The following is a 20,058-nucleotide window of genomic DNA, read 5'->3' as shown; positions in this document are numbered from 1 at the left end:
GGCCGAGCCGGCCGGACCCGAAGTTTACGCGTGTAGCCATTCACTGAATGCGGCTCGGAATACTGTTCCGGATTCAGCGATGGAGGGCACCCAACCCACTTTTCCGCCAACAGGTTTGGACCACCTCGGAGACACCGTCAAGCCCCCCCTCCGCACAAACGGCGACGGCCGCCCCGCGGGTGCGGGGCGGCCGTCGGCGGCGTCGGTGGCGGGTGGTCAGACCCGGTCGGCGGCGATCAGGACGTACTGGAACGAGCCGTCCTTGTAGGAGTTGATGAACGCCTCCTCGATGCCCGTGACGAGCGAGGTGGTGGCGCGCAGTTCCCAGTACGGCAGGGTGTCCGGGGTCAGGTCGATGACGGCCTGGGGCACGAGACGGTTGTCCGCCATGGCGCGCAGGTACTCGCGACGGGAGTGGATGTTGCACTCGAAGTGCGCGTTGATCTGCGAGACGTACTTGGACGGCTGGCCGTAACGCGGGTTCCAGCAGCCGGTGATGGTGACGTACCGGCCGCCGACCGACAGGACGCGGGAGTGCTCGGCGAACAGGTCGTGCAGGTCGACGTACATGCTCGACTCGTTGTTCCACGAGCCCGCGACCGACCCGGTCTCGAACGGCATGTCGAGCATGTTGTGGACGTGCGAGCGGACGAAGTCGCCGATGCCCAGCTCACGGGCGCGGTTGTTGCCGAACTCGGCCTGCTGGGTGGAGAGCGTCAGGCCCTGGACCTTGCAGCCGAAGCGCTGGTGGGCCATCACCATGGAGCCGCCGCGCCCGCAGCCGGCGTCGACGAGCGTGTGGTCCGCGGTGATCGCGCCGAGGTTGTCGAGCAGCACGTCGGTCTGGGCGGACTCCAGGCGGTGGAGCTCGGTGATGACCTTCTTCTCGCGCTCGCTGTCCTCGGGGTCGCCGATGGCGGCCTCGTCGATCGCGCCGATGCCGTAGTGGTGGTGGTAGAGACCGTCGACGTCACCCAGGCGAAGGTTCACGGGCCGGGCCTCATGGTCCCAGTAGCGCGCGATGTCGCCCTGGTAGGGAGTCGCCGGGCCGGGGATCGCGGCGCCGGTCTGGGTGGCGAGGTCGTCGGTGAGGGACATGCGTCGAAGCTCCTTGCATGACAGGTGAAAAGAGGTGATCAGATGTGTTCGGAAAGCGGTCTTGGACGGTCACCGGGGACGGGGACGGAGCCCGGGACCGGATACGGGGGAACGTCGGGCGTCACCAGAAGTCCGGCAGCGTGTACCGGAAGGTGTTCGTCTGGTGCCAGTAGTGGTTGCCGTCGAGCCACGCCGCCACGCCGCGCAGGAACCGCAGCAGGGTCGGGACGGGGCAGCTCGCCGCGAGCGCGGCCGCCTCGGCCTCGAAGGCGTGCATGAGCTCGTTGTGGACCTCGACGGCCTTGAGGTAGCCCTCGCGCTCGGACAGCTCCTCGCGCTCGGCGAGCACCACCGGCAGGTTCAGGTGCCGGCCGGGGCTGGCGAGCTCCTTGGTGTACGAGTACAGGTCGTTGACGATCGTGGTGGCGTTGCCGGCGAGGGCGATCACGCGCTGCATCGCGGGGAGCGCGTGCAGGTCGGACGGCAGCTCGTAGGCGCCGACCGAGTCGGTGAGCGTCGGGCAGGGACGGAAGTTGTTGAACTGGCGCATCGCCAGGTACTCCCACACCTCCGGCACGTGGTCCGTCTCGGCCCACGACGCCTCGGCGAGGTACCCGAGGTGCAGGCGCGCCATGTCGTGCCGGAAGCGGTCCGACTGCGAGGGCGTGGCGGCGGCGACGAAGTAGTCCATCGCCGACTTGTACGCCCGGCGCGGCGCGTCCGAGGACAGCGACTGCTCCCACGGCCCGTGGTACTCGGCCGTGGTGTGCAGCGCGTCGAGCGCGGTGTGCGCCAACAGCAGGCGGCCGCCGAGGCCGACGGGCGAACCGCCGTGGTCCTCGCAGTAGATGTCGTCCACGGCGTTCTCGGCGACCATCAGCCGGGCCGCGAGCATCAGGTGGTCGATGCTGGGCGCGTCCGGGTGGCAGGCGACCATGTAGCGGCCGGTGGAGAAGCCGTCGAACTGGTCCTCCCACTCCGCCGGGTAGAGCTCGATCTCGTCGATCGCCCAGGCCTTGATCCTGAGGCTCAGCTCCTCGACCCGGACGGGATCGGGCTCGACGATCGGGTGGTGGTACAGGCCCGGGATCGGATCGCCCACCTTCGGCTTGCCGCCCCCGACCGGGGCCTCGGCGGCCTGGGCGAGCGTGCTCGGGGACGGCGCGCCCGTAGGGTCGAGCAGCGGGACGTCCAGGACCGGCACGCCGGGGACCGGGGCGGACGGGATCGCGGCGGCCGGAGCGGGGGCGGACGGCGCCTCGACGACCGGGAGTTCGGCGACCGGGGGCTCGACGATCGGGGCCTCGACGGCCGGGCGGGTCGGATAGAGGCTCGCCGTCCCGAGGCCGGTCGGGCCGCGCAGGATCCGGTCGATGGCGGATTCGGTCGTGGCCGCGGCGCTCATGGTCGCACCACCGCGAGGGTGGCGCCGGTCCGGCGCCGCTGCGCCGGCGGTGACTCCGGTGTGGTGCCCAGGGGCATGGAGGGGCCTCCCGCTGAGAAGGGTTGCGAAGGACGTGACGGGCCGTCATCTCGCCCGGGGAGAGAGGGAACAGGCCACTCCGGACGGATCCATCCGGAGCCCGCCCTCTCGCTCGCCCCCAACCGTAGGCGGACGGGCAGGTTCAACAACGCTTCGGACGATCTTCTACACCCGAATAGGTGAACGTTCGTGTCTACGACGTTTGAAAACCCCCTCTCCCGGGCTATCGGGTCCGCGCGCCCCGCGCTCACTCCGCCCCCACACCGAGCGACCCCCACGCCGCGGTCCTCCCGGTACGAAATATCCCCTCGTGCGGGTGGTGTTCGGCGTATCGCTCCGGGCGCACCCGGGCCCGCGCCTCTATAAAGGGCCGGTCACGTTGATCAACTGATGGGCCCTCACCATGCTGCAAGCCGCTCTGCGGGTGCTCGCCGCCCTGTCCCTCGCCTCCGCCGTCTCCACCGTCGCGGTTGCCCCGGCCGCCGCTGCGCCGACCACCGCCGGCCCGGCCGTACGCGCCCCGCGTGCGGCCGCCGACGACTTGACACTCCCCTGCGGGCCCGTCCGCGACTACCGCGCCTCGGACTGGTGGCAGACGACGACCGAGCCGCAGATCGCCCAGCCGGTCGCGACCGCTGCGACCAACGAGCGCTGGCAGTGGCGCAACGACGTCAACACGCTCTGGCGCGGCGACACCCGCGAGAACGTGGACGACATCTTCCGCACCGGCTTCACCCCGCGCGGCGAGCAGGTCACCCCGCTCGCCGAGTACATCGTCAAGGGCGGCGGCCAGAGCAGCGCGCACCTCAGCACCAGTTGCGAGCTGTGGGTGGCCCAGAAGTTCGCCACCTACGGAACCGCCAAGACCGGCTGGGTCTACGAGATCTACGCCCCGGGCGGCATCGACGTCAACGCCACCGCCCGCGTCGACGACTACCAGTCCCCCTACCTCTGGAACCGGGAGATCGACTTCCCCGGCGGGGTCGACGGCCGCTACCTCAAGAGCGCCTGCAAGTACCACCTGACGTACACCGACCCGAACACGAAGATCAGCACCTTCGAGAACCTCGGCTGCAAGTCCAACACCGGCTTCGCGCCCTACCCCGCTCCCTGACGGACCGCGCGAAGCGGTGGCCGGGAGCCCTCCGACCACCGCTTCGCGGATCCGGGCCGGCGTGCTCTACCAGCTCGCCGGATCCCCCGTCGACACCCCCGAGATGCGCGCGGTCATGGCGGCCCACCTCGCCGACCCGAACCTCGACATCCGAATCGAAGCCGCCGCCGGCCTGGCCCTGCGCGGCGACGAACGCGGCCTGCCCGTGCTCGACGGCATCCGCCGCGGCATCAAGAACCACTGGAGCCCGGGCGCGGGGCGGCTCGCCGACATCGGCTCCATGCTGCGCGCCCGCGCCCGGTCGGCCGGTTGAGCGCGCAGTGTTCCCTCGAAGGGCGCGCTCCCCGGCGGGGAGGCTAGCCGAGGAGCGGGAGGGCGGCGAAGGTGTGGTCCTGCCAGATCCGGCGGGACGTCTCCTCCGGGTACGGGACGACGGCGGGGGTCGTGTCGAACTGCCGGGTGAGGCGCTGCTCGGCGTCGTAGGGCGGCCAGCCCGGGTCCCCGTGCGTGGCGAAGGACGTCCACGCGGCGCGCAGTCGGGCCGACACGGCCTCCGCCTCCGGGGACGCGGTCTCGCCGAGCAAAAGGGCCGGCTGGCCGCGGTCGAGGTTACCGAAGACCAGTGGCACGTCCAGGCCGTGGCACGCTCCGAGGATGCCGCCCATGCCCGGGGCGGGCCAGGTCAGCTCGTAGACGTGGGCCGAGCCGCCGGCGGCGGTCCGGGCTTCGGCGAGGTGGAGGCTCGGCATGCGGAACAGCCAGTCGGACAGCACCAGTTCGTGCAGTTCGTCCGGGCCGGCCGCCGGGAATCCGTCCCGGTAGCGCCGGGCGGCGTCCGGGCCCGGGCCGAAGGCCTCCAGCGCAGCGGCGGCCTGTTCGGGCGTCACCTGGCCGAGGAGGCCGTCGAGCGCGCTGAGCAGCCGCTGCTCGTTGCGCGTGTGGCCGACGAGGAGTCCGACGTCCGTGCGGGCACCGGCGGCCAGCGCCTGCCAGGGGGTCGTGGGCAGGGAGTCGCCGTCGACGACCGGCGAGTACGGGACCGACCGGTGTGCGATCGGGCCCCAGCGGTCCGCCCGTCGGGCCATCGCCGAACCGACCGCGTCACCGGCGGCGGCCAGTTCGGCGGGCGCCACCTCCGCGAGGTCGGCCGCCGTGGGCCGCAGCCCCAGTTCGGCCGCGCAGACGGTCGCGATGTCAGCGGCGAGCTCGGGCGTGAAGAACGTGCCCTGTGCGCTCTGGGCGACGGCCCGCCGGAACAGCCCGGCCGCGCGCGGCATCGCGAGCAGGGCCGCCACCGAACCGCCCCCGGCGGACTGGCCGAAGACCGTCACGAGATCCGGATCTCCGCCGAAGGCCCGGATGTTGTCCTGCACCCACGCCAGCGCGGCGATCTGGTCGAGCAGCCCCCGGTTGTCGGGCGCACCTTCGAAGTGCCCGAACCCTTCCAGCCCCACCCGGTAGTTGAGCGTCACCACGACGACCCCGCCCTCGCGCGCGAGGCGTCCGCCGTCGTACTCGGGGAGTGCGGCCGTGCCGACCGTGTAGCCGCCGCCCTGGATCCACACCATCACCGGCAGCCCGGCACCCGGACCGGGCTCGGGCGTCCAGACGTTCAGCGTCAGCCAGTCATCGCCGGGCTTGTCGCGCGACAGCGCGCCCATGCCCAGCGCACCGCCCTGCGGCGGAGGCGGCCCGAACGCCGTCGCGTCCCGCACTCCGCTCCACCGCCCGACGCGCGCCGGCGCACCGAAGCGGCGGACACCGACGGGCGGCTCGGCGAACGGAATGCCGCGGAAGACCGCCACCCCGCCCTCCCGGGCACCCCGCACCGCCCCGGCCGGCGCATCGACGACGGGCGCACCTGCGGTCATGGCGACTCCTCCGGTGGACGGCTCGGCACTCCCCCGGAGCATCTCGCCCTCGCGGGCCGCCCGCCAGTCAATTTCGCGTTCGCCGCCTACGTTCGCCGCCTACGTTCGCCGCCTACAGGAGGAGCCGGCGCACACCGCGGCGGTGGCGGACGGGCGGGATGTCCGCGCCGTCGACGTCGTGGCCCGCGCGGTGGAGTCCGCGGATCCGCTGGGCGTCCGATCGGCCCTGACGGCGGGCGCGGGCCTCGGCGGTGGCGATCCAGGTCGGGTACGAGCCCGTCCGGTAGTCGAGCGCGAGGTACTCCCAGGTGGTGATCCGGCGACGCGTCGTCGTCGGAGCGGGCCGGCGGCCTTCGCGGGCGGCGGCGGCCAGTTCGGCGTTCGGGTAGCGCAGGTCGCGCAGGGACACGGACTCCGACACGCCCTCGCGGACGCGGCGGCGCCAGGGAGCCGTACGGGCTGTGCGGGACATCGAGAGCCTCCGTAAGGCCCTCCGGACTCTCCGGAGGTACCTACGGCGGGTGGGTCGTGGTCAGCGCTCTCATCGGTGGGGACGATAGCCGCGTGGGCGCGCGCGGGCCGCCGAATTTCGGGGAGCGGGTCAGGTCTCCAGCGCGCGGTCCTGACCCAGCGGGACCTCGTGCAGGACGAGCCGGCTGCGGAGCTCCCGCACGCCCAGGTCGGCCTTGAGCCGGTCGATGACGGCCTCGAACTCGCGGGCGTCCGTCACCGCCATGCGCAGCTGGAAGTCGTAGTCCCCGGTGAGGCGCATCGCGCCGATCACCTGCGGCACGTCGGCGAGTTGCTCCTCGAAGCCCCGGCGGTCGACGCCCTCGCCGAGGCGGATGTCGCTGATCATCTGCATGCCGCGCCCGAACGCCTCCAGGTTCAGCTCGGCGCGGTAGCCCCGGATGACCCCCTCCGCCTGGAGCCGCCGGACGCGGTCGGCGACGGTGTTCGCCGAGAGCCGGACCTGGCGGCCGAGCTCCTGGTAGGTCGCGCGGCCGTCCTGGAGGAGGAGGGCGAGGAGCTGGCGGTCGATGCGGTCCATGGTGGCCATGCTACAAACACTCGGCGAGATGGCGATCCTGCCGAGTTTCCCGCGCCACAAGAGGCATCTCCGCCTCGATGTCCGACACAAAATCGGACCAATCGGCGCAAGGATCGCAGTCATGGAAACGCTGCTGCTCCGGGCCGCCCTCGCCCCGTCCCTCGTCCTGCTCGCCTCGGTCGTCGCGCGGCGGCTGGGCCCGCGCCGCGGCGGGCAACTGCTCGGCGCGCCGACGAGCACCGGCCCGTTCCTGGCCCTGACCTGGCTCGCCGCCGGCCCCGCCAAGGTGGCGGAGGCCGCGCACGGCACCGTCACGGGGACGCTGGTGGTGGCGTGCTTCTGCCTCGCCTACGCGCGCTTCGCCCCGGCCCGCCGCCCGGCCTGGACGCTCGCACGCGCGCTGCTGTGCGCGGCAGCGGCCGGGCTGGTCGGGACGCTGTGCGGGACCGTCTGGCTCACGGCCGGCCTCGCGCTGACGGTGATCGTCACCGGGCTCCTGACCTGGCCGGAGGCCGACCCCGACGGAAGGCGGACGAGCCCGGCGCGGGCGTGGGAGGTCCCGGTCCGGATGCTGCTGTCCGGCGTGACGGTGGCGGGCGCCCTCGCCGCCGGGGCGGCGCTGGGCCCGTTCGTGGGCGGGGTCCTGTCGTCGGTACCGGTGCTGCTGTCCGTGATGGGGACATCGGTGCACCGCACAGCCGGCGCAGCCGCCGCCGTCGAGATGATGCGCGGCGCCCTCACCTCCGCCGCGGGCACGCTCGCCTTCCTGCTGGTCCTCTGCACAGCCCCCACTCGGCTCGACCCGGTGACCGCCTTCGTCCTCGCCCTCGTCGCCTTGGCGGCAGCCGACTCGCTCCTGCGACTCGGCATCACCAGGGCCGCCCGGCGCTCCCGGGAACTTCCCGGTTTCCTCACGTGATCCAGGTACGAGTCGGTACGGTTGGCCCGCGAGCCGCCGGGGGACGGTCCTCGCGGTGTGCTCGACGTGAGGAGACACACGCGGATGAACATGCACGGGGGAACACGGCTGACTCGCGTCCTGGGCGCGGCCGTCACCACCGCACTCAGCGTGAGCGCAGTGATGGCGACGGCCACCTCGGCCTCGGCAGACGATTCGGTGACGACGTCGCACGGACGAAGCTGCCGCAGTTTCTACAGCGCCCTCAGCGGGGGCGGCGGCTGGACGTCCGGAACGATCTGCTGGGACACCCGGAACGGTGACAACGCCAGTCTCGAAGGCCGTGTCACCAACAAGCGGAGCAGCGTCTACACCGGTTGCTCCTATGCGCGGATCTACACCGAGGAACGACTCGAGAGCGGCCTCGTGCTCCGCGACACCTACCCGAAGCTGCGCAGTGACTACGCGTGCGGCAACAATTCCTCGTTCAGCTACGGGTTCGGGCCGACGAAGCGGATCACGGGGATCTGGGTGAAGTTCTGCAAGGGCAACCGGTGCGACTCGTACCACTGAGTCGCTGAGAACGCCTCGTCGCACTTCTCCTCAGGAAGACGACGGGGCGTTCCGCACGGTGGGCCCCGGCTCACCTTCCGAATGCTCCCCTACGCGAGGACACATGCTGGACCGCCAAGTGAGGAGAGCGGTCCAGCGCCCCAGCACCCGGCATGTGCCCTGGGTGGTCCAGCCCTTGCACTTCTCGAAGGCGCTCTCCGCCATGCCGCGGAACGCCGGCCTCTTCGACCGACGGTTCGAGATTCCTCCCCCGACGATGTCACGTCCCTCGGCGCTACCCGGTCTACCCGTTGGGTGTGGCCGTTGCGCGACGCGGCGGCCGCAGCCGGACGGAACTCCGGTAGTGGAAGGGGAATCACCAATGAGGGCCATCATCGTGTGCACGTCCGTGTCCCACGGGAACACCAAGCGGGTCGCCGACGTCATGGGGCAGGTTCTGGCTGCCCCGGTCGTCGCGCCCGAGGACGTGGCGGCGGCCGACCTTTCCGCGTACGACCTCGTGGGCTTCGGGTCGGGGATCTTCTCGGGGCGGTACCACCCGCGGCTGCGCCGGTTCGTCGAGGCGCTGCCCGAGGGCGGGCGGGCGCAGGCGTTCGTGTTCGCCACCAGTGGGCTTCCCGAGCCGGGGTTCGGGCCCTTCACCCGGCCCCTCGTGCGGCGGCTCGCGCGGAAGGGCTTCGCGGTGTCCGACACCTTCTCGTGCCGCGGCTTCGACACCTGGCTCCCCTTCAAGCTCGTCGGCGGCATCGGCAAGGCCCGCCCGGACGCGGGCGACCTCGCCGCCGCGCACGCCTTCGCCGAAGGCCTGCGCGCCCGGTCCGCTCAGAACGGGGCTTCGCGGGAGAACAGGTGATACCCGGAGGCCACCGCGACCGAGACGACGGCACCGGACTCCGCGCGCCCCAGCCACACCACGTCGTCTCCTTCGGCACTGAAGGTCACGAGGTCGGCCCCGCGTTCCTCGTCCTTCACGAGCTCGAAGGCACCGCCGAAGAGGTTCTCCGTCCGCCGGGGCTGCCGGTTGCCGGACCGGGCTCCCCGCCAGAACTCCAGGAACGGGGCCGTCAGCGCCGGCCACGCCGCGGCGTCGCCGAAGCCGGCGGTGTTCGTCTCGGTCCGGAAGCCGATCCGCCGGCCCCCGGGGCGGATCCGCTCGATGTCGTCGCCGACTCCGAGCCCCATCTCCCAACGGGCCACGGGCGCTTCGGCGACCAGGAGGCGCACGGCGGCGACCTGCCGACCGTCGTGGCGCTCGCCCATGAAGTCGTACGGCGCCTCCGTCCAGGCCGCTTCCACCCGGTGGGTGCCGGGCGGGATCCGCTCCGCGAGCTCCCGGCCGGGCCGGGCGCGCAGGTCGGACTCGTCCTCGTCCGGCCACGGCGCGTCGACGACGAGGCGGCCGCTGGGTATGCGGATCGTGGTCACCTCCCGTACCTCGACGACGCGGACGGCCGTCGACGGGTCGTCGTAACGCGTGCCGAGCGTCACCCCTGGTGTGAAGGCCGAGTCCAGGTACCAGCTCTCCTCGGGCTCGGCCGCCACCCGGGCGTCTGCTGCAAGATCCATGCCGTGCACGCTATTCGATCGCAGCGACACTCCCCATCGCCGCCTGGAAAGATCGCTTGCGCGGCCCCGGCCCCACGGGGAGACTCCCACGCATGACTACGCCGCCATCGTCATCCACGCCTCTGCACACTGACGGGTCGTCCATCCGCATCGGTGCCCTCGCCCCGCTGACGAGGCCCGGCTGGGTCGAGGCGGGCCGGCACCTGGTCGCCGGGCTGGAACTGGCCGTTCGCGAGGTCAATGACGCCGGCGGGATCGACGGCCGGCCGCTCGACCTGCTGGTCCGGGACACCGCCGCCGATCCGCAGCGAGCGGAGGCGGCGGTGGACGAGCTGGCGGGTCTGGGTGTGGTGGCGCTGGCCGGGGAGTACCACAGCGTCGTCGCCCGCGCCGCCGCGACCAGGGCCGACGCCCTCGGGCTGCCGTTCCTCTGCTCGTCGGCCGTCCTCGACGCGCTCACCGAGAAGCCGACGGAACGGGTCGCCCGGATCTGCCCGGCGCAGTCCCACAGTTGGCGGGTCTTCGCGGACTTCCTCCTCGGCGCGGGCCACCGCCGGATCGCCGTGGCGATCCAGCCGAGTGTGTACTGGGCGTCCGGGACCCGCATCCTGCGGGAGTACCTCGCTCCGCGCGGCGGCACCGTCGTCGAACTCGACATGGGCGAGCTGTCCCCCGACGCCGTGTGCGACCGACTCGTCCACCACGGCGCGACGGCGCTGCTCCTGCTGACCGGTGCCCCGGAGCCGGCCGTGTCGGTCGTCAAGGCCGTACGCGGCGACCAGCGCCTCGCCGAGGTCCTCATCGGTGCTCCGGCGGGGCAGCCGGAGTTCGCCGAGTGGGCGGCGCTGCTGGGCGACGACGGCGCGGCCGTCCCGTTCCTGCGCTACCTTCCGGAGCGTCTCGGCCCGCTCGGCGTGCGCGTCGAGACGGCCCTGCGTGAACAGCTCGGCCAGGAGCCCTCCTTCGTCGCGTTCGAGGGCCACGACACGATCACCGTCCTCGCCGACGTCCTGCGGTCGCACGGCCCGGACCGGGCGCGCATCACCGAAGCCTGGCCGAGCGTCGACGTCGAGGGCACCCGAGGGCGGATCCGCTTCTCCCGCACCCCGGGCGTCGGCGTCCGGCAGTGGGCCTGGCCCCCGGTCCAGGTCGTCGACCGGGACCCGGCGGACGCCGGGCGCTTCCGGGTCCTCCACTCCGGCTGAAGGAGCGCCGCCCGCAGGGTGACTACCAGTCGGCCGGGAAAAGGAGCCACGGACATAGTGGCCATCGCCCCACGGACACGGCCCACGGGGTGATGGCCACGCGGGCCGCGTCCTCGCCCTGGTCCTCCGGCGCGCCGACGCCGAACTCGCGGCGCCGACCGCCTGGGCTACCCCTCCGGTGCGTCCAGGTACGCGAACTCGCGGGCCCAGGCGGCGTACCACGCGTGGAACCACGGGTGCGCCCGGGCCAGCGGGACGATGGTGGTCAGCGTCTCCCGGTAGTACGCGCGGCGCTTCTCCGGGCGCGGGTGGGTGTCCAGGCGCTGCACGTTGCTCAGGCGGTCGGCGAGCTTCACCACCAGCGCGTCCTCGGGCGCGTGCCGCAGCCGGTCCAGGTACGCCGCCCGGGCCTCCGCCTTCGACCGGCCCCCGGCCGGCTCGTCCTTCGTCACCCACCCGACCAGTTCCGCGACCCGCGACCCGAACCGCTCGCGCACCTCGGCCGCCGTACATCCGGTGTCCTCGACGACGTCGTGCAGGACCGCCGCCCGCAGCACGTCCACGTCGGTCACCCCGACGCCCTCGACCAGGACGCGCACGGCCTCCAACAGGTGCTCCAGGTACGGCTCCCCGGCCGGGCGCCGCTGCTCGCCGTGCCACCGCACCGCGAACTCGACCGCCTCGTCCAGTTCGGCGAGCCCGGCCGCCAGCTCCCGGACCTCGGGCCATCCGCCCGCCGCCTCGAACGTCCGCAACGCCGTGCCCATCACGTCCCCCTCGCCTCGCGCTCAGCTTCCGAGGATCCTACGACGCTCCTCGGAGCGCGGTGCCCTGGCCGTGAGGAGCAGCAGGAGTCCGCAGCCGGCCACCAGGATCCAGCCCGGACGTGAGGCGTGCGCGAGCTCCGCCGGGCCGGCGTGCGCCACGAGGGCGCCGGCGAGCGCGATGCCGAGCGCGGAGCCGACCTGGCGTGCGGTGGACGTGATCGCGCCGGCCACCCCGGCCCGCGCGGGCGGCAGTCCGCCGACCGCCGTGTTGGTGATCGGCGCGTTGGCGAAGCCGAAGCCGACGCCGATGAGCAGGTAGGCGCCCAGCAGCAGGGCCACGCTCGTGTTCCGGTCGAGCCCGACCAGGCAGAGGCCGCCGGCCAGGATGAAGGCACCGGCCACGGTCAGGGGCACCCGCGGTCCGCGGCGGCCGACCAGTCGGCCGGACCAGGGCGCGCACACCGTCGCACCGACCGCCATCGGCAGGGTCGCCGCCCCGGCGGCCAGGGGCGAGAAGCCCCGGGCGTGCTGCAGGTACAGGGTGTTGAGCAGCAGGGTGACGTTCAGGGCGACGAAGACGGCCACCGCGCCCAGCACGGCACCGCTGAACACCGGACTGCGGAAGAGCCGCAGATCCATCAGCGGTTCGGCTCGACGGGACTCGACCCGCACGAAGGCGGCCGTCGCTCCGGCCGCCAGCGCGTAGGCGGCCAGCGCGGCCGGTGAGGTCCAGCCGATGCGCGGGCCCTCGATCAGGACGCCGACGCCGGCCGCGATGACGACGGCCAGCAGCGCCTGCCCCGGGAGGTCGAGCCGCCGCGCCCGCGCTCCCCGGGACTCGGGCACGAACACCGCGCTGAGCACGAGGGCGATCACGATGACCGGGGCATTGATCCAGAACAGCGACCGCCAGCCCAGCCCGGCCAGGAGCGCGCCACCGGTGACCGGGCCCACGGCCGTGCTCAACCCGAAGACCGACGCCCAGACGCCGATCGCCCGCGCCCGCTCGCGCGGGTCCGGCATCGCGTTCACCACGATCGCGAGCGCCACCGGGCTGAGCATCGAGGCGCCGACGCCCTGCACGGCGCGGGCGGCCACGAGCCAGCCCACCGACGGCGCCGCCGCGCAGGCCAGCGAGGCCGCGCCGAACACCGCCAGCCCGGTGCGGAACACCCGCCGGCGTCCGAAGCGGTCCGCCAGCGCGCCGGAGGAGATCAGCAGGCCGGCCAGGACGACCGTGTAGGCGTCCACCGTCCACTCCAGGCTGCGGACGCCGACCCCCAGGCCGCGTCCGATGGCGGGCAGGCCCACGTTGACGACGGTGGTGTCCAGGCCCACCAGGAACATGCTCAGGCAGCAGACCGCCAGCACCGTCCAGCGGTTGCGCGCGCCCAGGACGGGCTCGGGGTGGGTGATCGTCGCGGTCATGGTCCGCCTCTCGGGTCCGGGAGTACCAACCCGGCCAGGCTCGGCCGGGCCGACCGCCGCCGACCAGCTTTTTTGCGAAGACCGCAAAAGCGGGGAGACTGGACGGCGTGGACGAAGAGTTGGAGCAGATCCTCGACGCCATCGGGCCGCGGCTGCGCACGCTGCGCCGCGACAGGGGCCTCACGCTGGAGGCGCTCGCCGCCACGACCGGGCTCTCGGTGAGCACGCTGTCCCGCCTCGAATCGGGTCTGCGGCGCCCGACCCTGGACCTGCTCATCCCCCTCGCACGCGTGCACCGCGTCCCGCTCGACCAGCTCGTGGCCGCACCGGCCACCGGCGACCCCCGGGTGCACCTCACACCGCTGCGCAGGGACGACGGCAGCGTCCTCGTGCCGCTGACCCAGTACCCGGGCCGGGTCCAGGTGTTCAAGCACGTCCTCGCACCCCGCGAGCCGAAGCTCGTCACCCACGAGGGCTACGAGTGGCTGTACGTCCTCGCGGGCGAGCTGCGCCTCGTCCTCGGTGACCGCGAACACACGCTCCGGCCGGGCGAGGTGGCCGAGTTCGACACCTCGGAACCGCATTGGTTCGGTCCGACGGGGGCCGGCGCCGTGGAGATCCTGCACCTGTTCGGACCGCGCGGCGACCAGGCCGTCGTCCGCACGAGCCCTCCGCGACCGGCGTCGCCCTGACGGGACGGCAACGGGGTCAGACGGCGACCGCGACCGTGCTGTAGTGATGCACGAACACGCGCTCCACGGCACGACGGACGCAGCTGGCCGGTTCGTCGATGCCGATCCGCTCCCGGGCGTACGCGTGGACCAGGTTGGGCAGGTGGTAGCCCTCCGCGCCCTCCTCGACCAGGTGGGAGCGGACGAGGGCCGCGAGGAGTGCCCGCGTCTCGGCATCGGGGCGGTCGGCGAGGACGGCGGCGGTCCGCGCGGTGAACGGGCGCCGCGGGTGCAGGGCCAGGAGCCTGAGCAGGCGGCGTTCCTCGCCGGGCAGCTTGGCGTCGGTGGCGGCGAGGGCGGCTCGCACGCCGCCTTCGAGGGCCAGGGCGGCGAGGGGTTCGGACGAGTAGTCGGCGAGTTCCCAGTCGGGGTGCTCACGCAGGTGACGGCCGATCACGGACAGCGCCAGGGGATGGCGGCCCAGGAGTTCGGCCATCCGCCCGGCCGTCTGCTCGTCCTCCTCGATCCGGCCCGCTCCCGCAGTCGCGCGCAGGACCGCCAGCGCCTCCTTCGGTTCCAGCGCCGGGACGGACATGCGCCGCACGCCGTCCAGTTCGGCCAGGCGGGTACGGGAGGTGACGAGGGTGGCACCCGTCGGCCCGGCGGGCAGGAGGGGCCGCACCTGGTCCGCGTCGGCGGCGTCGTCCAGGACCACCAATGGCGCCGACGCGCCGAGCAGTCGGCGGTAGAGGCGGGCGCGGGCGTCCAGGCCGTACGGAATCCGCTCGCCCGCGACGCCGAGGATCCGGAGGAAGGATTCGAGGACCGCCCGGGGATCGGCGGGCGGCGCGCCGCCGACGGCGGATCCCCTCAGGTCGGCGAAGAGCACCGGTCCGGCCGTCCGGATGTGGCGGGCAAGGTCGACGGCGAGGCTGGTCTTGCCGATGCCGGCCTGCCCTTCCAGGACGAGCGCACCGTCGTCGAGCACGTGTGACGCCCGCTCCACGAGTCCCTCCCGGACGACGTGCCCGGCGGGCAGGTCCGGAAGGCGGCCCGCCGCGGCGACCCGGCCGGCCGCCTCGGCCTCGCCGAGGACCGTGCGCAGGGCCTGGCGCCAGGCGGAGACCGCGGCGGCGTCGCCGTCGACCAGGGCGTGCACGACGGCGAGCAGCAGGTCCGCGTTGGGGCGGCGGCGGCCGAACCGGAAGCAGTTGCCGACGGTCGACCGCGCCGGCCACTCGCCGCAGGGCCGGCCGGCCCGCTGCCAGGCGAGATGCACGCGCCGGGTGATCTGCGTGATGGACGGGTTCCCGGCCCGGGCCTTCAACTTTCTGAGCTCGGCGACGAAGTCGTCCATCGTGCGGACCTCGCCCGGCTCCCATTCCCGCAGCACCGACGCCCTCCCCCGCTGACACCCGCCGACCGTTCCAGGAACGTACGTTCCAAGTTAGCGGCGGCCGGTGTCGCCCTGTCAAGCCGACCCTGTCGGAGCGTGCGGGCAACTGCACTTCTCGGAAGGGGACATGAGCAGGCATCAAGACCCGCGTCGGCACGTTCACCCGCCGGACGTGCTACCCCCCGGCACGGCCCCCGAGCGTCGCGAGGGTCGCGGCCACCGTCACCCCGAGCGACTCCGCGTCCGCGCCGGCCCGGGACCGCAGGTTCACCCCGTACGCGAGCAGCACCAGCAGATCCGCGGAGGCCGCCGGATCGACGCCCGGTGCGAGCTCACCCGCCTCCCGCGCGTCCAGCAGCGCCCCGTACAGCGCCTCCCGCAGCTGCCCGTGGTGCAGGTCCAGGATCTCCCGGACGTCCGGATCGCCGTTCTCCGTCCCGGCGTGCGCGTTCACGACCATGCAGCCCCGCCGGGCGTGCTCGCCCGAACACCGCGTGGCGATCAGCCGGGCGAAGTAGTCGGCGACCGCCGCCAGCCCGCGCCCGTCCTCGGCCAGCCGGTCGATCATCGGCAGGGAGCGCCGCACCCGGTAGCGCCGCAGGGCCGCCAGGTAGAGCTCGCGCTTGCCCCCGAACGTGGCGTACAGGCTCGACCGGCTGAGCCCGGTCGCGGTCACGATGTCCTGGATCCCGGTCGCGGCCAGGCCCCGCTCCCAGAACAGCCGCTCGACGGTCGCCAGCGCGGCGTCCGGATCGAAGTGCTTGATGTCCGGCACGTCGCCACCTCGCTCACCTGGAATGCGGGTTCCAAGATAACCGCCGCCGGCATCCGCGCGAAGAGCCCGTGCTCCCGCATCCAGGATCGTCCACGATCCCCTACGGCCCGGCCCGCCGAACCCATCCTGGGCGCATGCAGCGAATCCCCTCCCTCTGGCCGGCCGCCTACGGCACCGGCCGTCCGCCCCTGCGGCGCCTGCCCGCGAGGCTCCTCGTCCGCGCCGCCGCGTTCATCCGCCGACTGGCGCTGGCCGACCACCGGCCGTTCACCACTCTGTGAGCGTCCGCACCAGGTTGTGCTCGGCGATCGCCGCCATGGCCTCCCGCGCGGGGAAGTCCCCGTCGAGCAGGCGCAACGGCCCGGCCGTCAGGGAGAGGCGCTGCGCCAAGGCGTAGAGGGCCAGCCGGTCTTCGTCCAGCCCCGGTGCCGCCAGCGGGCCGTAGGCGTCGTGCAGGCGGATCCGCAGGAAGACGTGCTCCCACTCGACGTCGAAGTACACCGCGCCCTCGATGTCGATCAGCACGGGCTGCCCGGCCGCGTCCACCAGCACGTGGTCGGGCCCCAGTTCACCGTGCACGACCGCGTACTCCGCACGCGGGCGCACCGCCGCGGCCAGGCTCAGCAAGCGCTCGTCCAGCCGGCCGGCGGCCTCCGCGATCCGGGGATCCCGCGACGCCGCCTCGGCGAGGTCCCGCCGCGCCCGCTCCAGCACGACGGCCTCGCACGACGAACCGCGCGACGTCCCTCCGCCGTCGACGACGGCCACCTTGCCGTACGCGGGCGCGCGGTGACGTCCCATCTCCTCCAGCGCCTCCCCGAGCCGGGCCATGACCGGTGCGGCGGCGCGCGGATCGCGCGCGAGCAGCGCCTCCAGGCTCTCGCCGCCCAGCGCGGCCCGCGCCGCACCGGCCAACCGCTCGCGCGCCCCTGCCTTGGGTGTCACGTCGCCTCTCCCGGTCAGTCGCCGAGGAACCACAGGTACAGGTGCGTCCCCCGCTCGACGACCCGGCACAGCTCACGGGCCTGGTCCACCCAGTCGCCGCCGCAGACAGCGGGCAACCGGTCGAACTCCGCCAGCAGCAACGGCACCTGCCGCTGGTTGAACACCGCGTCCCCGTAGGGGGTCAGGGCCCAGAGCATGGGGAATTCGGCCGGGTCCAGTTCCGCGAAGGCGGGGGTCCACTCCACGCCGCCCGCCGCCCGCGCCACGGCCTTGCGGCTGTCGCCAAACACCGCCATATTGATCATTCGCCGACCATAGCGACGCCGGTCCACGGCGGGCGAAGGGTTTTCCGGAGGAGGAACGTTGACGGAGCCGGGTGCCGGGGCCGGCCTTCCGGCTGCCCTGGTGGAGCTGTGGCGCGTGGCCGACGGCCTCATGACGGACAGCGGGGTGACCGTGTACTCGGCCGGGTGCATCGGCGAGCGCAACGCCACGTACGAAGTCGCCCGGTACGCGCCGGGGTTCGTCCTGGTCGGCGACGACAGCGGCGGCCGCGGCTTCCTCGTGCGCGCCGGCGATCCGGCCTCCGCCGTGTTCTCGTCGGACCTCGGCGATCTCGGTCCCGAGGACTTCGAGGTCGAGTCCCCGGACTTCACGTCCTGGATCGAGTCGCTCCGCCCGGACGGGTCCGGTCCTTCCCGCTGACGGCCCTTCCCACTGACGGTCAGCCCTCCTCGCTCCGGTTGCGCATCCGGTAGCGCCAGAGGGCGTCCGGCCTGTGGTCGTGCTCGACGTACGGGCCGGGGCCGACGCGTTCGTACGCCTCCTCCGTGCGCGGGTGGTCGCGGACGGCGAGGCCGTAGGCAGCCTCCAGACGCAGGTCGCGATCCTCCTCGTCCAGCAGCGCGAGAAGGGCGTCCATGACGGCGGGTGCACAGTCCTCGGATCCGGCGAGGGACGCGGCGGCGCGGTGGCGGACGACGTCGTCGGTGTCCTGGAGGAGGGCGAGCAGGACGTCGCGGAAGGCGGGGGCGAGTTCACGCCCGTGGGAGTCGAGCTTCCAGGCGACGCCGGCCCGGACTGTGACGACGGGGTCGCGCGACAGGGCCACCAGGGCGGCGGTGGCGGCCTCGCCGAGCGGCCCCTCCCACGGGAGCAGGCAGCTCACCACCTCGTACCGCACGCCCGGGTGCGGGTGCGCGACGTAGCGGAGCCCCACGGACCGCACGTCGGGGTGGTCCTTCTCCGCGAGGACCTCCAGGATCCGGCCGAGCACGTCGCCGTCCGGCTCGTCGAGTGCCCAGGCGACCAGGAAGTCGGCGTCCGGGGTGACGTCCGGGCGCTCCCCGAAGACCAGCGAGGTCTCCCGGCTCCCCAACACGTCGGCGAGGAAGCGGCGGTGGACGGGATCGGGGTGGTGGCGCAGGGCCGCGAGCTCGGACCACGCCCGTGGGCTCCTCCGCCGGCCGAGGGTGAAGCTCGCGGCCGACCAGTTCGCGTGCAGTTCGGCCGGGTACGCGACGGCGCGCGCGACCAGCTCGGCCGCCGGCGTCAGGATGCCCAACGCCCGCTCCAGTCCGGTGAGTACGCCGCTGTGGCCCTCGCGGACGGTGAGCCCGCCGAGCGAGACCTCGTCGAGGTCGACGAACTGCTCCGTGACCGTCCGCCGGACGGCCGGGCCCCGGGCACCCGTGCGGCGGCGCAGCGTCTCGACCGCTCCCACCGTGCACCAGTTGCGCGCGAGGCCGAGGAGCCGCTCCTGCTCTGCCGGGGCGATCCGGATCGCCGGGTCCTTGCCGGTCAGGGTGCCGACCATCGCCGGGGAGCCGGAGTCGACGGCGCGGAGGAGCGGGGTCGTGCCGTCGGGAAGGACGCGGTCGGGGTCGGCGCCGTAGTCGACCAGCCACCTGGCGCTCTCGCTGTCGTGGCCGGCGACGGCGGCGCAGAGCAGCGGGAGGCCGTCGGGGCCGGGCGCATCCGGTTCGGCGCCGGCCCGCACGCAGGACCACACCTCTTCGGCGTCCTCGGCCAGGACCGCTGCCACGAGCCGGTCGTTCAGGTCGGCGATCCCCACCACCTCGGCGATCGGCCGGAGTTGCCGAGCACTGCGCTCCTCGTCCACAACCGCGCAGACTACGCGGCCGCCCCGGCGGCGGCAGCCCGATTTCCCGCCGGTTGCGCACTGAAGCCGACAAGCGGATAGGCCATCCACTTATGCTACCGTCGGGCCCACGAAACGGATGGACTATCCACATGGCCATCCGAACGGCTCGCGGAGGGGCACCATGAGGAAGACGGCGGTCGTCACGGCCGGAACGGGCGGGATCGGCCTGGAGACGGCACTCGGCCTGGCCTCGGCCGGCTACGCCGTCACCGTGGTCGGGCGCAGCGCCGACCGCGGGGTCCGGGCGGTCGAGCGGATCGACGCGACGGGCCCGGCGCACCCCGCCCGCTTCATCGCCGCCGACCTCGCCTCGCTCGCCCAGGTGCGGGCGCTCGCCGAGCGGATCGCCGCCGAGCACGCCGCCTCGGGCGAGCCGCTCGCCGTGCTGGTCAACAACATCGGGGCGATGTTCCCCGAACGCCGCCTCCTGGACGGCGTCGAGGCGTCCTTCGTCGTCAACCACCTCTCGCCGTACCTGCTGACGGAGCTCCTCCTGCCCACGCTCACGGCCGGCGCGCCGAGCCGGATCGTCAACGTGACGTCGGCCGCGGTCGGGGTCGCCAAGCGCACGTTCGAGGCCGCCGAACCGCCGGGCGGGTACTACGGGTTCCACTGGTACGGCCGGGCCAAGCTCGCCAACCTCGCGTACACGCTCGACCTGGCCGCGCGGCTGGACGGCACGGGCGTGTCCGTCCTCGCCGCCGACCCCGGGGGCGCGGCGACGGACATGACGGACGGCACGCTCACCGATCCGCGGATCGTCTCGCCCGCGCTCCGGCTGCTCTGGCCGCTGGTGCGGCGGAAGTTCGAGCGCTCGACGTCCGGGCCCGCGTCCGTCGCCGCGCGACCGTCGGTCGTCGCCGCCACGGATGAAGGACCGGCCGGCCGGACCGGGGTCGTCATCGGTGCCGACGCCCGTCCGGCGACAGCCTTCCGCGCCGCGACCGACCCGCGCGTCGCGGCCGCCGTGCGCCGGCTCAGTGAGCTGCACGCCCCGCTCGAGTCGCCCTGACCACCCGGGGCATTCCGGATCACCCATCCGGTTAGGATGGC

Annotated in this window: 22 protein-coding genes and 1 pseudogene; 10 read left to right on the top strand and 13 right to left on the bottom strand. The window is 73.5% G+C overall.

The window, feature by feature from the left end:
• Positions 1 to 216 precede the first annotated feature (216 nt).
• Positions 217 to 1,098, bottom strand: coding sequence for a geranyl diphosphate 2-C-methyltransferase (locus tag ACFXDE_RS03910; protein WP_380435373.1), 882 nt, complete (start codon positions 1,096 to 1,098; stop codon positions 217 to 219).
• A gap of 121 nt (positions 1,099 to 1,219) precedes the next feature.
• Positions 1,220 to 2,503 carry a family 2 encapsulin nanocompartment cargo protein terpene cyclase gene (locus ACFXDE_RS03905; protein ID WP_380490594.1) on the bottom strand — a complete coding sequence of 428 codons (1,284 nt, stop codon included), beginning with the start codon at positions 2,501 to 2,503 and terminating at the stop codon, positions 1,220 to 1,222.
• Between the two features lie 481 nt (positions 2,504 to 2,984).
• Between ACFXDE_RS03905 and ACFXDE_RS03900 the strand changes: the two genes are divergently transcribed.
• Positions 2,985 to 3,695, top strand: a complete 711-nt coding sequence (locus ACFXDE_RS03900) for a hypothetical protein (protein WP_380490592.1) — start codon at positions 2,985 to 2,987, stop codon at positions 3,693 to 3,695.
• Positions 3,696 to 3,711: 16 nt separating this feature from the next.
• Positions 3,712 to 4,008 (top strand): hypothetical protein, encoded by a 297-nt coding sequence (locus ACFXDE_RS03895; protein WP_380490590.1) that lies wholly within the window; start codon positions 3,712 to 3,714, stop codon positions 4,006 to 4,008.
• A 43-nt stretch (positions 4,009 to 4,051) separates the two neighbouring features.
• Here the strand turns inward: ACFXDE_RS03895 and ACFXDE_RS03890 are convergent, their stop codons facing one another.
• The 3 genes from ACFXDE_RS03890 to ACFXDE_RS03880 all read right to left on the bottom strand — a co-directional run bounded on the left by ACFXDE_RS03890 (position 4,052) and on the right by ACFXDE_RS03880 (position 6,617).
• Complete coding sequence (locus ACFXDE_RS03890) at positions 4,052 to 5,566, bottom strand: carboxylesterase/lipase family protein (RefSeq protein WP_380490588.1); 1,515 nt, start codon at positions 5,564 to 5,566, stop codon at positions 4,052 to 4,054.
• Between the two features lie 112 nt (positions 5,567 to 5,678).
• Positions 5,679 to 6,038, bottom strand: coding sequence for a hypothetical protein (locus ACFXDE_RS03885; RefSeq protein ID WP_380490586.1), 360 nt, complete (start codon positions 6,036 to 6,038; stop codon positions 5,679 to 5,681).
• A 129-nt stretch (positions 6,039 to 6,167) separates the two neighbouring features.
• Entirely contained in the window at positions 6,168 to 6,617 is a 450-nt protein-coding gene (locus ACFXDE_RS03880) for an Lrp/AsnC family transcriptional regulator (RefSeq protein WP_380490584.1), read from the bottom strand.
• A gap of 121 nt (positions 6,618 to 6,738) precedes the next feature.
• On the opposite strand from ACFXDE_RS03880, the gene ACFXDE_RS03875 reads away from it, so the two are divergent.
• The 3 genes from ACFXDE_RS03875 (at position 6,739) to ACFXDE_RS03865 (ending at position 8,941) form a co-directional block, all read left to right on the top strand.
• Positions 6,739 to 7,536, top strand: coding sequence for a hypothetical protein (locus ACFXDE_RS03875; RefSeq protein WP_380490581.1), 798 nt, complete (start codon positions 6,739 to 6,741; stop codon positions 7,534 to 7,536).
• Positions 7,537 to 7,620: 84 nt separating this feature from the next.
• Positions 7,621 to 8,088, top strand: a complete 468-nt coding sequence (locus ACFXDE_RS03870) for a hypothetical protein (RefSeq protein ID WP_380490578.1) — start codon at positions 7,621 to 7,623, stop codon at positions 8,086 to 8,088.
• Between the two features lie 361 nt (positions 8,089 to 8,449).
• Positions 8,450 to 8,941: a flavodoxin family protein gene (locus tag ACFXDE_RS03865; protein ID WP_380490575.1), complete on the top strand. Its 492-nt coding sequence runs from the start codon at positions 8,450 to 8,452 to the stop codon at positions 8,939 to 8,941.
• Here the strand turns inward: ACFXDE_RS03865 and ACFXDE_RS03860 are convergent.
• Positions 8,911 to 9,654, bottom strand: coding sequence for a DUF4241 domain-containing protein (locus tag ACFXDE_RS03860; protein ID WP_380490572.1), 744 nt, complete (start codon positions 9,652 to 9,654; stop codon positions 8,911 to 8,913). The two genes, ACFXDE_RS03865 and ACFXDE_RS03860, sit on opposite strands and share 31 nt — an antisense overlap.
• Positions 9,655 to 9,746: 92 nt before the next feature.
• Between ACFXDE_RS03860 and ACFXDE_RS03855 the strand changes: the two genes are divergently transcribed.
• On the top strand, positions 9,747 to 10,859 hold the full coding sequence (locus tag ACFXDE_RS03855; protein WP_380490570.1) for an ABC transporter substrate-binding protein: 1,113 nt from the start codon (positions 9,747 to 9,749) through the stop codon (positions 10,857 to 10,859).
• A gap of 167 nt (positions 10,860 to 11,026) precedes the next feature.
• Here ACFXDE_RS03855 and ACFXDE_RS03850 read toward each other — a convergent pair whose 3' ends face one another.
• Entirely contained in the window at positions 11,027 to 11,626 is a 600-nt protein-coding gene (locus ACFXDE_RS03850) for an HD domain-containing protein (RefSeq protein WP_380490567.1), read from the bottom strand.
• A 21-nt stretch (positions 11,627 to 11,647) separates the two neighbouring features.
• Positions 11,648 to 13,054 carry an MFS transporter gene (locus ACFXDE_RS03845; protein ID WP_380490565.1) on the bottom strand — a complete coding sequence of 469 codons (1,407 nt, stop codon included), beginning with the start codon at positions 13,052 to 13,054 and terminating at the stop codon, positions 11,648 to 11,650.
• 107 nt (positions 13,055 to 13,161) lie between these two features.
• Here ACFXDE_RS03845 and ACFXDE_RS03840 point away from each other — a divergent pair, with 107 nt between their 5' ends.
• Positions 13,162 to 13,746 carry a helix-turn-helix domain-containing protein gene (locus ACFXDE_RS03840; RefSeq protein ID WP_380490563.1) on the top strand — a complete coding sequence of 195 codons (585 nt, stop codon included), beginning with the start codon at positions 13,162 to 13,164 and terminating at the stop codon, positions 13,744 to 13,746.
• Positions 13,747 to 13,762: 16 nt separating this feature from the next.
• Here the strand turns inward: ACFXDE_RS03840 and ACFXDE_RS03835 are convergent, their stop codons facing one another.
• Both ACFXDE_RS03835 and ACFXDE_RS03830 read right to left on the bottom strand, forming a co-directional pair.
• Positions 13,763 to 15,118 carry an NB-ARC domain-containing protein gene (locus tag ACFXDE_RS03835; protein ID WP_380490561.1) on the bottom strand — a complete coding sequence of 452 codons (1,356 nt, stop codon included), beginning with the start codon at positions 15,116 to 15,118 and terminating at the stop codon, positions 13,763 to 13,765.
• A 178-nt stretch (positions 15,119 to 15,296) separates the two neighbouring features.
• Positions 15,297 to 15,896, bottom strand: a complete 600-nt coding sequence (locus ACFXDE_RS03830) for a TetR/AcrR family transcriptional regulator (RefSeq protein WP_380490559.1) — start codon at positions 15,894 to 15,896, stop codon at positions 15,297 to 15,299.
• A 134-nt stretch (positions 15,897 to 16,030) separates the two neighbouring features.
• Between ACFXDE_RS03830 and ACFXDE_RS03825 the strand changes: the two genes are divergently transcribed.
• Positions 16,031 to 16,177: a hypothetical protein gene (locus tag ACFXDE_RS03825; protein ID WP_380490557.1), complete on the top strand. Its 147-nt coding sequence runs from the start codon at positions 16,031 to 16,033 to the stop codon at positions 16,175 to 16,177.
• On the opposite strand, the pseudogene ACFXDE_RS03820 reads toward ACFXDE_RS03825, so the two are convergent.
• Positions 16,164 to 16,781: pseudogene (locus ACFXDE_RS03820) on the bottom strand (phosphotransferase); the annotation flags it as partial. The gene ACFXDE_RS03825 and the pseudogene ACFXDE_RS03820 sit on opposite strands and share 14 nt — an antisense overlap.
• Before the next feature lie 74 nt (positions 16,782 to 16,855).
• Entirely contained in the window at positions 16,856 to 17,146 is a 291-nt protein-coding gene (locus ACFXDE_RS03815) for a hypothetical protein (RefSeq protein WP_380490554.1), read from the bottom strand.
• Between the two features lie 58 nt (positions 17,147 to 17,204).
• On the opposite strand from ACFXDE_RS03815, the gene ACFXDE_RS03810 reads away from it, so the two are divergent.
• Positions 17,205 to 17,546, top strand: a complete 342-nt coding sequence (locus ACFXDE_RS03810) for a hypothetical protein (protein ID WP_380490553.1) — start codon at positions 17,205 to 17,207, stop codon at positions 17,544 to 17,546.
• A 19-nt stretch (positions 17,547 to 17,565) separates the two neighbouring features.
• Here the strand turns inward: ACFXDE_RS03810 and ACFXDE_RS03805 are convergent, their stop codons facing one another.
• On the bottom strand, positions 17,566 to 18,963 hold the full coding sequence (locus ACFXDE_RS03805; RefSeq protein ID WP_380490551.1) for a HEAT repeat domain-containing protein: 1,398 nt from the start codon (positions 18,961 to 18,963) through the stop codon (positions 17,566 to 17,568).
• 163 nt (positions 18,964 to 19,126) lie between these two features.
• Here ACFXDE_RS03805 and ACFXDE_RS03800 point away from each other — a divergent pair, with 163 nt between their 5' ends.
• Entirely contained in the window at positions 19,127 to 20,017 is an 891-nt protein-coding gene (locus ACFXDE_RS03800; RefSeq protein ID WP_380490548.1) for an SDR family NAD(P)-dependent oxidoreductase, read from the top strand.
• Positions 20,018 to 20,058 lie beyond the last annotated feature (41 nt).

Origin of the sequence: Kitasatospora sp. NPDC059408 (genome assembly GCF_042751525.1) — a bacterium.
In the GTDB taxonomy this organism is placed as follows: Bacteria; Actinomycetota; Actinomycetes; order Streptomycetales; family Streptomycetaceae; genus Kitasatospora.
The sequence above is the reverse complement of the archived record's forward strand: the minus strand, read 5'-3'. Positions and strand labels throughout refer to the sequence as shown.